This window comes from Psychrobacter sp. TWP2-1-2, assembly GCF_049896785.1.
GTDB lineage: Bacteria > Pseudomonadota > Gammaproteobacteria > Pseudomonadales > Moraxellaceae > Psychrobacter.
Window position 1 is genome coordinate 214,065 of record NZ_JAFCVA010000002.1, and the last position, 14,736, is coordinate 228,800.

The window sequence follows — 14,736 nt, forward strand, 5'->3', positions numbered from 1 at the left end:
ATGGTTCATGCTATGAGGTATATTCTATAACATCACTAGCATATAAATGGCGTCTTTATCCTAAAATCATGATCTTATAAACAGCGAGCCGACCGTGTCCAAAGATACCGAGCACACCTATCACAATAGCAGCCACTCTCAAGCTGATGAATCTGACGCTAATGATAGAGACGATAAGCTCTTGATTGATGATAGCGTTTATCAACCATCTGTTACTGAAGATAAAGACGTTAGCAAGACTGCGATTCCAGATGATACCGAGGCGACAGAAAGTTTAGAAGACGAAGATTTCTCTGAAGATATGAGCGAAGCAGATAAAGAAACCATCAAAAAAGTCGCCAATGATGATAACTTGAGTCAAGCAAAAAGCTATGCCAGTATCTTGGTTGAGCAAGTGATGGATGCCAAAGAAACCTTTGAGCGCTCACTTGGCTCGCTATTTACCAGTGCCTTTACCGCTGGGCTTGAGATTGGCATTAGCTTCTTTATGATGTTATCGGCTTTTGCACTGTTGAGTGGCGTACTACCAAGCCAATACGCAATCGTGCTCGCCTCCCTACTTTACCCAATTGGCTTTATCATCGTCGTCATTGGTCAGTCGCTATTATTCACCGAACAAACCTCACTATTAAGCCTACCTGTGCTTAACAAAATTGAACCGCTGCATAAATTACTACGCCTTTGGGGCATTGTCATCGCTGGTAACATCGTTGGCGGCTGTTTGTTTGCCGCATTGATGATAGGTTTGGGTTTAAATATGCAGCTGTTTAGCGTGAGCGACATCGACACTTATGCCGAACACATTTTAGGGTTTAGGTGGTGGGTCATATTTGGTAGTGCCATCTTGGCAGGCTGGATGATGGGCGTCACCGCTTGGCTTGTGACCTCAGCACGCGACACCCTTAGCCGCATCGTTTTGGTAACGCTTATTACTGGCAGTATTGGTTTTTTAGGATTGCACCACAGTATCGTGGGCAACATTGAGATTTTTTCTGCCTTGCTATATGGCAATACCGTCAGCTTGGGGCGTTATTTACTGTTTTTAGTAGTGATATTGGTGGGCAATACCGTCGGCGGCGTGGTGTTTGTGGCGGTACTCAAAAACCGTACCTTCTTATTTCAAATCGAAAAAGTAAAAGAACAAACGGCTAGTGAACAAGCGGAAGCTAGAAGCAGTATAAATACCCACCGACCTTGATTGGTATTGGTATTGGTATTGGTTAATGCTAAATGCTAAATGCTATAAATAGATAACTCACCTATTCCCCATAACAAGGTTCAATGTTTAAACCTGTTATGGGTTTTCAGCATCTACAGCATACGCGCTGCCAACACGCTATTTTCTATTTCAGATTTTCTCAGCTTATCGTGTTGAGCACTAAATATACGCACCAAAATTCCCGCGCTTAAGAACATCACCAAGGTATAAATGGCTGGCATCATCGACATGTCGTAGTTAGACAATAGCGTCAATGCCATAAATATCGATAAGGTACTGTTTTGTAGACCGACTTCTAGCGTCACCGAGGTTCTTTGCGCCCAGTTGAGACCGAACCATTTACTACTATAAAAACCGAGCGCCATGGTTGAGAGGTTTAATAATACCGATACGGGACCAGTAGCGATAAAGGCGTCGACAATGATATCGCGTTGCACATAGCCCAAAAATAGCACTAAAAACGTTAAAAATATCACCCCAAATCGAGACACATAGACTTGTGAACGATCGGCAACGGTTGGTGCATAGCGTTTAATCAGCATACCGACACTAATAGGCACTATCGTCAGCACCACCAAAGTCAGCATCGTTTTTACTACCGGTAACTCAAACTCACTACCGCTGCCCATAAAATAAATCAATGAAAAGCTCAGCACAATGGGAATGGTAAAGACGGTAATCACGCTCGCAATCGCGGTCATCGTCACCGACAGCGCCACATCGCCTTTAGCTAAATAGGTAAATAAATTTGAGGTAGTGCCACCCGGACACAATACGAGGAGCATAACCCCGACGGCATACTCTGGGCGTAATGGCATGATATTGGCCAAGGCAAAGCCAATGATAGGTAACAGTATCAACTGATTGGTCAAGCCAATGCCGACTGCTTTTGGATATTTTAAAACCCGTTTAAAATCGTTGGTGACGAGGGTCAGACCCATGCCCATCATGATTAAAAACAGACAAATAGGAATGATAACTGAATTGACTAACGTGACTATTGCAAGACCTTCCATAACTACATCCTTGTAGATAAGAGCTGTTTATAGGTTCATTTTATAGATGAATTTTTAGACCGAGCATGCTGATTAAATGACGCCTGATTAGCAATCCTTGCTAAGGCGTGTCCTCATAATCAATAGCCGTTGAGCACCGACAATCAACTAAAAAACAGCAAAAAATAAGACATGATAAAGGCAAGTATATAGGGGTAAAGTCGCCCTTATTTGCTTTATTCAACGACTCATCAGTCAAATATGGTTTTTGGGTTTAGAGAACGATGAAATATCATTGAACAACAACCTTCAATCACCACCACCTGAATCACCGCTACTTGAGTCGCTGCTGCTTGAATCACTACCATCGCTATCGTCAAGATTATCCTGATCCCAAGAAGAATCCAAAGAAACTGGCGAATTGTCGCTACTTCCAAACCAACTGGCGACTTTTATGACGATATAAAGGATTATAAATCCAGCGATAATCTGTAGAAGAAGCATGGTTTATTCTTTATAAATAACAGGTGAGGTAAGTAAGAAACGGTATAGATGAGGGACAATCAAAACGCATGACTAGCATTCAATCATAGATATTGATTATATTAATTCTGAGTGATTCATTGCGCTTTAGAGTTACTCACGGCTTTTCACTGCAGTGCCATAAGCGATGGCTTCAACCATGCTGCCCAATTGATTGATATTGCTAACTTCTAGACGTAAGCCGTAGATATGGTTATAGCCTTTGGCTTGTGCTTCGGTACGCATACGTACCAGAGCTTCGCGGCGGGCACGGTCGAGTAAGGTCTCGTAAGTGGTCAAGTTTTTGCCAAAAATGCTCAATACCCGAGCGATAATCATTTTGAAATAATCTTGGGCAATAACCACGCTGCCAAGCACCAGCTCGCCTTCAGTATTGGCAACAAGTTTTGGCACATAAAAGCGCTCGCTTGAGACCATAATATGGCTTAATTCTTGCTCTGCAATGCTTAACTGCGCGAGATGTTGGCGCTCATGACGCGACCCAAAAAACCAACCAGCAGCGAATAATAAAATAAACGGTGCGTAATTGATAAGCATTTGGGTAAGGGAATTATTCATGGCACGTCTCTTGTCATAAACTTATCAGAAAAAAGCATCGATGCTTTAAGATTTGGTTAGCTAACCAAAAGGGTTGAAACGTGGCAAGTCATCGGTCGCTGTCAGTGCAGAATTTTGTAGATTTGGCTGTTGACCAGACTGATGATAAGAGTCGCTTGGTGGGGTTTGATAAACTTGCTGCGGCATCGGTATGGCTTTGACAGCAGTGCCATAGACAAACAATTCAGAGGCTCCCTGCGCGATGCTAGAGGTCGAAAAGCGCAAGCCCACAACTGCATCTGCACCCAAAGCTTCTGCTTTGACAATCATCCGATCGATCGCCTCTTGGCGTGACTCTTCTAACAGCTCGGTATAAGCCGTTAACTCACCACCGACAATATTTTTTAGTCCAGCAAACAAGTCTTTGCCGACGTGTTTTGAGCGCACGGTGCTGCCGTACACCACATCCAAACGTTCGGTGATTTGATAGTTGGGCAAATGCTCAAGATTGGAGAGTTGCACAGTCATAATACGACCTTATCGGTGACGTTATATAGACAGCGTCAACTTGGATATAGACCAAACCACGCTGTCCCTATATTGATAAAAAAGGCTAATCGTTGGTATGGAACAATAAAAATAACTCAGTCAAATTGCCTTCGATGCTATTGGCCATTTGTGCCAGCTTGTCTTCATCTTTACGCATCTCTGCAAGCTCTGGATCTTCATCATCGATACCGCTTAGCAAAATCATTGGTAAGGTCAAGACAGCCACATCTTCAGCCGTTTCTTCATCTTCAAACCAATCGCTGGCTTCATCGCCATACATCGCATCAACAAAGCCAATTGACCAAGCAACGATATCTGATTCATCTGAAAAATCGACAGCCACTTCTTCATCACCCGCATCTTCACCAAACGGTAGCTCAATAGGCGTCTCGTTTTTTAGCTCAGCGATAATAGAATCGCGCCAGCGCTGGATACCGTCGATGACGTTTTCTGGGATTTCACTAACATGGCCTTCAAACAGTGCATCCAGCCAATTCGGTAATGGACGCCCAATAACTGTCGCTGTCAAAAAACCATGCGCGGCGACACTATCAAGCACAAATGGGCTCTCTTGATTGTCCAAATAGTCTAGTAATTCATCGAAGCTTAATTGGTTACTCATGATGTAATTGTCCTTGAAAGATAGAGTGCGGCTGTCGCCATAAACGATCGGTTAAGTGCAGAATAGTGGATAATTTGAAGGTAAAAATGGTTTCGGTAAAGCACCCAAACCATCTTTATAAAATAAGAATCATTGCATAGAGCGGGTGGCGAGCAACCGTCAAAAAGTAACGATCGCGATATCATTAGCATTACACTGTCAGCTAATATGCCGTTATTAAAAGGCTTTAGTCGGCTTAAATGACTGAGCACTTTCACATTAGGCTATGACTTAAGTTTAAAAACTAAAGATCGTCATCATCCCAATCATCGCCATCTTCATCGAAATTGTCTATATCGTCTAGATCATCCTTTAGCTCTTTGGCCAAACGCTTCTCTTCTAGCAGATTATCGATCAGTCGACGCTTCTCAAGACTACTTAAGCGCGTACGCACGCTCGTCTCGGCCTCTTCCACCATCTTTGCATCATCATCGTCGACAAAATCATCATCAAAATCGTCGTCAATATCAGCGTCACTCATGACAAACTCCTATAATTTTTAGCAAGGGTATTAAGAATACATTAATATATATATGCCTTATAAAGTCTCTACTTCACGTTGTCAATGCTTTTTATTATTACTGCCTTATTTTTAGGCTGTTTAAAGGTAACGACAGAGACAATATCTCAGACAATTGTATAGTAATAAGCGAATATAAGCAGCATTAAATAGCCGACTCATCTGCGCTTTCAATCATCAATACCGCATTGCGCACATCTGCTAAGCGTTGAATCATCGAATCGTTGCCACCATCGAACACCGCACATTCACGCTCATAAACCGTGGTTGGGCGCATGATACTCTGCACCTGCACATGGTGGCTGATTTGCTTGAGACCTGCATTGGGTAACAAAATCAGCATTTGCTCTTTTTTGCCGACGCTGTGTAATAATTGCGTCATTGCTTGCGCCTGTGCATCATCGCTGACACCTGCTTTAGCAGGTAGTGCAAAGCGACTTAGCTCAATGTGCTTGTCATGGATGATTTTGTTAAGCATCAGATACAGCTTGCCAAGCATCACACCTGCTAACGCCACTTTGGCATGGCTATTGTCCGCCTTTAACAACACGCTAGCACCCGTGTCATCGAAACGCGGCTCGTTCATCGCGCTGACACCCAACAACAATGGCTGCTTGAGTAACTCGGTCACCGCTTGGTTTAATAGCTGCGTACATAATGCCAAATAAGGTAAACGCTGAGCCGGTGCCAGACGCTCAAGCATATTGAACTCGTCATGGAATACAATCTGAACTCTCACACTGTCAAATGAGCGGGTGGCAGACAACCGAGAGGCGCTACCAGATTTAGGAGCGCGGCTTATCTCATCTTGGGCAGCACCATTTGCTGCATCATGCTCCGCTCGCTCTTCAGTCGTACTATCGATAGGCTGACTATCAGAGCCAGTGGTATCAGTTGCCGCTTGATTTTGTTGCGTTCTTAAATACTGGTTTACTTCACTATGTACATCCAATTTGTGTGCATTGGCTGGCTGACTGTCCGTTGCACTCTCTCCAGAATGCTCCGATGTTTCTCTATCCGTATTCGTGGTACGGCGTTCAAACTCCCGATCATAACTGCGCTGATCGATTTGCATATACTGCTCACGATGCAAATCTTGAATATCGCGGCTAAGCGCGTTAATTTGCTCTTTGGTTGGACGGGCAAGGTAACCATAAACCAGCCAAAGCAACAAATGCAGCAGCATCGTACCGATGACGAACGGCCATTGCATAGCGATAATCTCGCCTTTGCTAATATCTTTTAATGTCAACGACACACTGCCAATCACCGAATCGCCATTGGTGGCAATCTGACGAATGGTATCACCTTGCTGCATGGGCGCATTGCCAACAGGCACCAAGATGTCGTCGTTATTGTCTTTAATCAATATGCGCGTCACGTCTTGCTCGCTGGTATAGCGATTGGCAATGACACTTAAGCTGACACGGTCTTTATTTTCTAAAGACAACCTTGCTTCATCAATCAGCTGGGCGACCATCTGCTCGCCTTTTAACGCACGACTTTTGCTCAGCTGTTGATCGGTGCTGATGACCAATAACAACGTCTGCAAACAAAAACTAACCAGAAGAATAATGGCAAACAACCCTTGCCGCGGCGCTAAATACGTCATGATATGGTAAACTTTTTTGGATAAGAGAAATTAAAAAAACAAGGCTATCCCTCATTTTTTGGCGAATTTAAAAAAACTATAATAGTACGCATCTTAATAAGTATGTATTGAATTTAAGTACCATAACCCGACACCTCTGTTGTTGCCTAAAATAGCATTTACAACAAGATTTGGTTACTTAAAAACTGCTGTCTCAAATACTAATACTCAGGATAATCTACGGCACATTTGGTAAGCGGCGACTGAGAGCATTGTTGTAGATATCATCATCAATACAGTCCGCTTATCTTATCTACTATATCACCATAATAAGTCTTATAGCGTTAGTTGATTTATAAATTTATCATAATAATCACATTCAATTTCAAATGATTTTTCAACGATTGCTGCCATCTTTAATCGACGGTGATACTTTGCGCGTCATCTATAGGCGCTGCCGAGTAAAGCTGCTATTATTCCCAATCTTATATGAGCATACAAGGGACCATTGAGCCATGCCACACAATACATCTTACTCGTTACCAAAAGACAGCAAAGCATGGCAACAAGCCGTTGACTCTATTGCGTCACTGTTACCAGATAACACGAACTTACAAGATTTTGATGCGCTACAGTCCCTTCCAGTTTTTGCTCTTATTGTTGTGCTACCGACCAAAGTATCGACGCTTGATATCCACCAGTATGTGCAATCATGGGTCGATGAACAGCCAAGCTGGCATTTGGTCACCGTCGCTGAAGATACTGATGCCAGTTTTGTCAATATTACCGTTTCTGATACAGAGCCAACAGCAGCAAACGCACAGCGCTTGCCTTTTACCCAAGCCCAAGTATTCCGCTATTTGTTGGTACCAGTCACTGATACGCTCATGCATCCTGGCAAAAAGACCGCAGCAGCTCACATCATTGATGATCAGCTGACCACGCGCTTGCGTCATGACTTAACCGAAGCTTATAACGATAGTCATCAAGCGAGTAGTGCTAAACGCTTGGATATTGTTGATTGCCACATTTTATCAGTCGGTCATATGCTACGTACCCACAAGCTTGCCTGCTTTGATATGGATTCCACCTTAATCGAGCAAGAAGTCATCGTTGAGTTGGCAAAAACAGCGGGGATCGGCGAAGAAGTCGAAGCCATTACGGAAGCGGCAATGCGCGGTGAAATGGATTTTGATGAATCTTTTGCCCAGCGTGTAGCGTTACTAAAAGGCATCTCGACCGATGTGCTAGATGATATCTGCAGCCGCCTAACGCTATCAATGGGCGCTCGCACTACCATCAGTGCACTAAAAGCCTTGGGCTACCATACCGTACTGGTATCAGGCGGCTTTACCTACTTTGCGCGCTACATCGCTGAGCAATTAGGCATTGACGAAGTTCACGCCAACGCCCTAGATATCGATGAAGGGGAAGTCACTGGCCATGTACAGCTGCCCATCGTCAATGGTGCCAAAAAAGCAGCGATCGTTGAGCATACTGCGGAGCGCTTAGGCATCGAGATGTCACAAGTGGTCTGTATCGGTGACGGCGCCAATGATTTACCGATGATGGCCATTGCTGACCTAGGCGTCGCCTATCACGCCAAGCCCATTGTGCAAGCACGTGCTGATGCCGCCATCAATGTCACAGGGCTTGAAGGCATATTTTATGCCCTTGGCTATCCAGCACTTGCGCCCACGGAGTAACGACTACACTCGTAACACCATATCATGGAGCTAGGTTAGTGTTTTTAACATTAATCTGGCTTTTATGTCTTATTACATTGCGACATTGCGACATTCAATTTTCGTATCACTGTCCTAGCATACTTAGCAGCATCGCATTAACTTTCACTGTGTTTTTAAATAAAAAAGGATTGTCCATGACGGCATCACCATCACCGCGGCAAAATGAGCCGTCAGCGCCACAACCACTGGATAAGAGCAGCACTGCTGCATCCTCCGATAGTCCAAAGCAGCTATTTGGCGTTTATATCAGAGGAATGGCCATGGGGGCAGCGGATATCGTACCGGGTGTCTCTGGTGGCACCATTGCGCTGATTGCTGGTATTTATGAGCGCTTGATTAACGCCCTGAGTAGCATCGGCCCCAATCTCTGGCAGATATTTCGACAGGAAGGCGGAATCAAAGGTTTGGTTGCGGTGTGGCGACAAGTTGATGCCACTTTTTTGTTGTTCTTGTTATTGGGAATCGCCACCAGTTTTACTACTTTAGCAGGTATTATCAAGCATCTATTGGATAATCAACCGTTATTTATTTGGTCGTTCTTTTTTGGACTGGTTGTCGCAACGGTATTTATATTATTGAGTGAGATTCAGCGTTGGAATATAGGGCGGGTAGCACTATTCGTGACTGGTCTTGTTGCCGCTGTGGTCATTAGCAGCTTACCATTGCTCACGACCACACCAAGCTTGCCTTATTTGTTTTTTGCTGGCGCAGTCGCTATTTGTGCCATGATACTGCCCGGTATATCTGGGTCTTTTATCTTATTACTATTAGGTGCTTATGACGCAGTATTAGAAGCCGTACATAGCCTTAACTTTACGATAATCTTCACGGTCATTGCGGGTATGGCAACGGGATTGTTATTATTTACTCGCGCACTTAAATGGCTATTGTCTCGCTACTATCAGGCAACTTTGGCCTTGCTCACAGGTTTTATCGCAGGCTCGCTTGTGAAAGTATGGCCATGGAAAGTAGATGCGTTAGGCGCGCTTAATAGTAACGCGATCAACAACGTGATGCCATGGCAATATCCTACCGGTCCACATTGGCTAACCACTGTAGGACTGATGCTGCTAGGCGCGATTTTAGTCTCACTATTGTCTTGGTGGGGCACTCGTAGCAATCGCGCTTAACCCTACCTTAAACCTGCATCAGTCTCTTTTTAAAACCCAAAAACCCTCCTATACACTCTTAATAATAAGCGCCCATCCTTGCGGCGCTTAAGCTCAAATTCTGCCATACAAAACCATCAAAATGTGCTAAAAAACCAAACGTCAACGGTTGTCGCAAAGTCGCCTGTCCCCTCTTTAGCTTTGTTCCCCAAACTTTCATAATGACCCTATTGGAATTCACCTTATGAATAGCGAGATGAATGATGTTACTGACTATATTTTCAGTTATTGGTATAGAAACGTGGAGCACGGCGGCACTGCTTGGTTATAGCTTGCTGGCAGGCTTGATTTTAGCGCTTGCCTTATCCTCACAGCGCTGGCTGCTCTGGTATCTATTTGGTGGTATGGCATATTGGCTAGCGGTTGAGGCGATTCAAAGCATTGTGGCGGGTCGTCCCATGCTATCAGAGCTGTCAGAATGGCACAGCTATATCATCGCCATGGGCATCAGTTGGTTGCCTTTAGCGGGCTGGGTGCTGTATCGGGCACTACGTTACGAGGATGTCAGTCAATCCGTTCAGCAGCAGCGTCAATTGGAAGCAGCACGCTATATCGAGCACACGCCTGTTTATGATGACGACTACCAACCGCGCTTCCACTGATAGAGTCGCGTCTATATCAATGAGCGACGCTGTTAGGTTGGCTCATTTTCTACTTACGGTCCTTTCACTTGCCTTGTATATAACCTGTATTACATTATCTTTATCCGACTGTATCTCGTCCAAAAATTACGATTAACCTGCCGTCAAATTCGCTCAATCTAGCATAGGTAGTGCGAGCATTCATTTTCGTTGCTATTCTCTTTTCTACTGTCATTTTTATAAATATTAACAACTGGTTTTAATCAAGATGACGTCATTGGATGTTACAAGATACTTAACGCTCTCTACGTAACTCCTAAAGAATAGCAACCTCTCTATCGTTTATAATCTAGTTATATATTTGTCACAAAAATTGTTATAAAGTACGCATTATTTTGCGTCTCATTCTTTAGGAGTTCGATTATGTTTACTGTTCCTGTATTAGATATTAAATCTGATCCGTTAGATGTGCTATTGGCTGTGATTGGCTATCGTTTGTCCATGCTTGCTGATAGTGATAACGAAGATGTGAAAGCACTATTCGCTGATCGCAATGTGACGATTGAGCTTGCCAGCACTGAAGCGGATATCGCCCGTTATTTTGTCTTTGATAATGGTAGCTTCAGCCAATACAGTGGTCATGCTGAAAAAGCAGACCTCACCATCAATTTCAAAGATTCGATGACAGGTGTTAAGCTTTTGACCAAAGGCAATCTTCCTGCCTTTATGACTGCTGTACAAGAAGGTAACCTCAGCATCGAAGGCGATTACAGCCTAATGATGTGGTTCAATAAGCTTGCTAAGCATATCGTGCCAGCTGTTCCAGAAGAATGTAAACCTTATATCCAAAAAGCCAAGCCTTATGCTTATAAAGCACAAAAACTTGCCAATCATTGGATTGGGGTTGCTAAGCACAAACTTGGTAAGTCATAACGTAAATAGAGCGACGTAAATAAAGAAAACAGATCACGATTGTTTAGCGCTCAGTTACTTTACTCTTTCGCAGTGTTCTGATTTTCTAAAAAGGTTGCGGTATACTATATCGCAGCCTTTTTTATTATCTAAAATTTTATGGCTTTACACACAACTCTTTTAACCACTATTCTCTTCAAAATGATTGTTTCAAAAACTATTATAAAAGGAATTATATGATGGCAGGATTACTTAACATCTCAGAGCCTAATGCCAGTAGCCCCACTGACACGTTCAATAATAAAAATAACAGCCACAGCGGCTTGAACAATGACTTTTTAAACAACTTAACAACGTATGCCACCGCCAGCCAACAAATGACCCGTAAGCATAGCCGCGAAGAAATCGCCGAACTGTTTGATTTGCCATTGATGGATTTGTTGTTGCAAGCGCAAACGATACATCGGGCGCACTTCACTGCCAATGAAGTACAAATCAGTACTTTGTTGTCGATCAAAACAGGTAACTGCCCCGAAGATTGTGGCTATTGCTCACAGTCAGGTCACCACCGCGACACGACTAAATTACAAGCAGAGAAGCGCATAGAGGTCGATAAAGTCATTGCTGCGGCCAAACGTGCCAAAGCCAGTGGCTCGTCACGCTTTTGTATGGGTGCAGCATGGAAACATCCAAGCGCCAAAGACATGCCCTATGTGGTTGAGCTGATTAAAGAAGTCAAGGCCTTGGGACTTGAAACCTGTATGACCCTTGGTATGCTAGATACCAATCAAGCGACTCAACTGGCGGATGCTGGACTCGATTATTACAATCATAATCTAGATACCTCACGTCGTTATTATGAGCAAGTCGTCAGCACGCGAAGCTATGACGAGCGCTTAGATACAATAGACAACGTGCGCAACTCAGGCATCAATGTTTGTAGTGGCAATATCGTCGGTATGGGCGAAAGCCGTGATGACCGTATTGATTGGGTACATGAGCTGCTAAAAATGCCCAAAGCGCCAGAGTCAATTCCGGTCAACTTGCTCGTCCCTATTGCAGGTACACCAATTGGTGATAAAGTATTGGCAGAAGGTCAACTGTCAGTGATTGAGTGGATTCGTACTATTGCCGTAGCACGTATTTGCTGCCCGACCAGCTACGTGCGTTTGTCTGCTGGCCGCGAAAGCCTATCCGACTCTGAGCAAGCCTTGGCCTTTATGGCAGGTGCCAACTCATTTTTTTATGGCGATAAACTGCTGACTACTGGCAATGCAAGCCAATCAGGCGATGACAGACTCATGCGTGAGCTTGGTCTAACAAAGCAATTTGCCGCGCCAAGAGCGCCCAAAGTATTGCCTGTAATGGATGCGATGAGCGGTCATCAATCGCAAGTGGTGATGGCAGAGTAGCGTTTTTTATCGCTACCATTATTGGATAATCTGCGCTAAGCTTGCCGACATTATTGATGATAAAATATTAAATCGTAAGAGAGAATGTGATGGCAGATTATTTCAATTGGATTAAAGCGGCGCATATTATATCGATGGTCTGCTGGTTTGCTGCGATATTTTATTTACCACGCTTGTTTGTCTATCATGCGATGAGTGACGACAGCATCAGCCACGAACGCTTTGCTATTATGGAGCGCAAGCTCTATCGCGGTATTATGACGCCATCGATGATAGCCACATGGGTCTTCGGTCTATGGATGTTGGGGCTAGGCTGGGAGGTGTATAAAACCCAAGGCTGGTTGCACGTCAAGCTATTATTAGTGGTGCTACTCTCTGGCTATCACGGTGCTTGTGGCTTTTATCGTAAAAAGCTAATGGATAATCCGCATTATAAGACGCATAAATTTTGGCGCTGGTTTAACGAAGTACCAGTGTTTGCTTTGGTCATTATCGTCATCTTAGTAGTAGTAAAGCCCTTCTAAATTCCAATAAATATGTTCATAACTAATTTTTAAATCTGAATACCTCTAAACTAAAAGCGTCCGTTATTTATTAAAATAACGGACGCTTTTTTAGGACATCATAAATATGAAAGCTTAAACACTAGGACGCATGATTTGATAGACATTACTCAAATCATAAACACGGTAACGCGCAGGTTCGCGGCGGTTTTCGCCCGCATAGCTGAGGATCAGTGCTTGCTTTGCGCGCTCATCAACCCAGCCGACGAACAGTCCACTATGCTCGACGCCATTATAGCCATGATTGATATAATAGAGCCAATCCCCAACTTCAATCTCGCCACTATTGGCATAAGGACCTTGACCATAAGTACCTTTATGAATGGTATCGCGTGTCACTCCGGCGCGTTTAAACACGGCATTGAGATAGTCCCAGCAGCCACCTTGAATGATCGCGCGCTCGTTCAGCGCCATCTTGCGTGCGGTGCTAACCACTTCACGGGCGGCCAGACTGCTCTGCATCTCCGCACTGCTTAGTAACGGTAAATACTCACTATCGACATTATCATAATTACCCGATAAAAATGCAGGGAGTACCGCAGGCGCTTGACGTGCTACTTCAGGATAACGATAGGATGTCTGAGTCGCTGGTGGAGTACTGGAAGAATTTGAGCGATAAGTTCCTGCACGTTGAATGGTAGAACGTGTACTGACTTTCGCAGAGGGCACCGCTGAGTATGAAGGTGTATAGCGAGCACTAAAATCAGATTGCACAGATTTTTGGGCGATCAGCGCACTCATACTATCGGCATGGGCCTGACCTACTAAGCCAACGGTAAACAATAAAAGACTGCACGACGCGGTGACCGACGACGACATAGACAATGACACAGGCAAACGCGACATGACCAACTCCTTGTCAATAAAATATAAATGACAACATAAACCATAATAATAGGATGTTCTAATCTTACTTATAAACCATTTAGACATGACGCTGCAAGCATTATTCGGCTCAAATAGCCGATAAAAGGTATAAAAACGCAGACTAATGGTTAGATAAGAAGAGCACGTAGAAGAAAGATAAAGAGCTGGCGCTAAATAAAAAGGAAATAGAATAAGCAGTGTTTAGATTAAATACTGCGTAGATAGAGTACTGAGCAGATAAAATATTATCTGAGATAGAAGATTGCTGAAATAAAATACTGCTCAGAGAAAGCCACTTAGGTTTTTTATAGCCCAATCCAGTAGATAATCGGCTAAGAAATAAGCTAATCGTTACTCATTTTGATATTCACATGGCGCTTGCCCAATGCTTGACCTTGCAAAATAGCTTTGGCAGCGGTTGCCTCTTGGATACTATCAAAGCCGCTAATATGGTATTTGCGTATATCATCACAATCAACAATCTGTAATTGCTCACCAATAAGCATGATTTTATCACCGTCGGTGAACTGAATATGCTGACGCTTACCTTGATTGTCATGCACCAGCTCACCCGCACGCAGCCACAAGATGCCGCTACTGATAACGCCAGCCATGGCTTTTTTATGTTGTTGGCGTTTTCGATTAAAGATAAAGCTACCAATAATCAGTAGCGCCAATGCCCCTATAGCCAAGCGCTCAGGCAGCAGACTCATTGCCAAAGCAACCGCCACTGCTCCTATTAATAATGCTGAGCCAAACCAAAACATGCCATCATCAGTCGTTTTTGGCTGATCTTGTAGCGTGATTTTGGCACCATCGTCGGTCAGCTTGAGCATGCATGACTACCTGTTACAGAGTAATAAGAAAGT

16 protein-coding genes are annotated in these 14,736 nt (G+C 43.9%); 7 read left to right on the top strand and 9 right to left on the bottom strand.

The genetic code is table 11. The annotated features are described in order from the left end of the window. Positions 1 to 94 precede the first annotated feature (94 nt). Positions 95 to 1,198, top strand: a complete 1,104-nt coding sequence (locus ACP7AE_RS02870) for a formate/nitrite transporter family protein (RefSeq protein WP_426241268.1) — start codon at positions 95 to 97, stop codon at positions 1,196 to 1,198. Between the two features lie 113 nt (positions 1,199 to 1,311). Here the strand turns inward: ACP7AE_RS02870 and ACP7AE_RS02875 are convergent, their stop codons facing one another. The 7 genes from ACP7AE_RS02875 to ACP7AE_RS02905 all read right to left on the bottom strand — a co-directional run bounded on the left by ACP7AE_RS02875 (position 1,312) and on the right by ACP7AE_RS02905 (position 6,636). Then, positions 1,312 to 2,235 (bottom strand): bile acid:sodium symporter family protein, encoded by a 924-nt coding sequence (locus ACP7AE_RS02875; RefSeq protein ID WP_201540141.1) that lies wholly within the window; start codon positions 2,233 to 2,235, stop codon positions 1,312 to 1,314. Positions 2,236 to 2,523: 288 nt separating this feature from the next. Further along, positions 2,524 to 2,718: a hypothetical protein gene (locus ACP7AE_RS02880; protein ID WP_201540142.1), complete on the bottom strand. Its 195-nt coding sequence runs from the start codon at positions 2,716 to 2,718 to the stop codon at positions 2,524 to 2,526. 132 nt (positions 2,719 to 2,850) lie between these two features. Next, positions 2,851 to 3,315 carry a YbjQ family protein gene (locus tag ACP7AE_RS02885; protein ID WP_201540143.1) on the bottom strand — a complete coding sequence of 155 codons (465 nt, stop codon included), beginning with the start codon at positions 3,313 to 3,315 and terminating at the stop codon, positions 2,851 to 2,853. A gap of 60 nt (positions 3,316 to 3,375) precedes the next feature. After that, the gene (locus tag ACP7AE_RS02890) at positions 3,376 to 3,822 is read right to left on the bottom strand and encodes a YbjQ family protein (protein WP_426241269.1); all 447 of its coding nucleotides are present in this window, start codon (positions 3,820 to 3,822) and stop codon (positions 3,376 to 3,378) included. Positions 3,823 to 3,907: 85 nt separating this feature from the next. Further along, on the bottom strand, positions 3,908 to 4,465 hold the full coding sequence (locus ACP7AE_RS02895; RefSeq protein WP_055124803.1) for a YecA family protein: 558 nt from the start codon (positions 4,463 to 4,465) through the stop codon (positions 3,908 to 3,910). Positions 4,466 to 4,748: 283 nt separating this feature from the next. Further along, the gene (locus ACP7AE_RS02900) at positions 4,749 to 4,985 is read right to left on the bottom strand and encodes a PA3496 family putative envelope integrity protein (protein WP_045443968.1); all 237 of its coding nucleotides are present in this window, start codon (positions 4,983 to 4,985) and stop codon (positions 4,749 to 4,751) included. A 184-nt stretch (positions 4,986 to 5,169) separates the two neighbouring features. Further along, the gene (locus tag ACP7AE_RS02905; protein WP_426241270.1) at positions 5,170 to 6,636 is read right to left on the bottom strand and encodes a hypothetical protein; all 1,467 of its coding nucleotides are present in this window, start codon (positions 6,634 to 6,636) and stop codon (positions 5,170 to 5,172) included. Between the two features lie 494 nt (positions 6,637 to 7,130). On the opposite strand from ACP7AE_RS02905, the gene serB reads away from it, so the two are divergent. The 6 genes from serB to hemJ all read left to right on the top strand — a co-directional run bounded on the left by serB (position 7,131) and on the right by hemJ (position 12,961). Beyond that, positions 7,131 to 8,321 (top strand): phosphoserine phosphatase SerB, encoded by a 1,191-nt coding sequence (serB, locus tag ACP7AE_RS02910; RefSeq protein ID WP_426241271.1) that lies wholly within the window; start codon positions 7,131 to 7,133, stop codon positions 8,319 to 8,321. Between the two features lie 176 nt (positions 8,322 to 8,497). Then, positions 8,498 to 9,493: a DUF368 domain-containing protein gene (locus ACP7AE_RS02915; protein WP_426241272.1), complete on the top strand. Its 996-nt coding sequence runs from the start codon at positions 8,498 to 8,500 to the stop codon at positions 9,491 to 9,493. A gap of 239 nt (positions 9,494 to 9,732) precedes the next feature. Continuing rightward, positions 9,733 to 10,134, top strand: a complete 402-nt coding sequence (gene aciT, locus ACP7AE_RS02920; RefSeq protein ID WP_372815566.1) for an AciT family ciprofloxacin tolerance protein — start codon at positions 9,733 to 9,735, stop codon at positions 10,132 to 10,134. A 402-nt stretch (positions 10,135 to 10,536) separates the two neighbouring features. Next, positions 10,537 to 11,046, top strand: a complete 510-nt coding sequence (locus ACP7AE_RS02925; RefSeq protein WP_404643401.1) for an SCP2 sterol-binding domain-containing protein — start codon at positions 10,537 to 10,539, stop codon at positions 11,044 to 11,046. Positions 11,047 to 11,402: 356 nt separating this feature from the next. After that, entirely contained in the window at positions 11,403 to 12,437 is a 1,035-nt protein-coding gene (gene bioB, locus ACP7AE_RS02930; protein ID WP_426138235.1) for a biotin synthase BioB, read from the top strand. An 89-nt stretch (positions 12,438 to 12,526) separates the two neighbouring features. Next, positions 12,527 to 12,961, top strand: coding sequence for a protoporphyrinogen oxidase HemJ (gene hemJ / locus ACP7AE_RS02935; protein WP_045453451.1), 435 nt, complete (start codon positions 12,527 to 12,529; stop codon positions 12,959 to 12,961). Positions 12,962 to 13,075: 114 nt separating this feature from the next. Here the strand turns inward: hemJ and ACP7AE_RS02940 are convergent, their stop codons facing one another. Next, on the bottom strand, positions 13,076 to 13,846 hold the full coding sequence (locus ACP7AE_RS02940; protein ID WP_045453448.1) for a hypothetical protein: 771 nt from the start codon (positions 13,844 to 13,846) through the stop codon (positions 13,076 to 13,078). 365 nt (positions 13,847 to 14,211) lie between these two features. Further along, positions 14,212 to 14,703, bottom strand: coding sequence for a hypothetical protein (locus ACP7AE_RS02945; RefSeq protein ID WP_426241273.1), 492 nt, complete (start codon positions 14,701 to 14,703; stop codon positions 14,212 to 14,214). Positions 14,704 to 14,736: the final 33 nt, after the last annotated feature.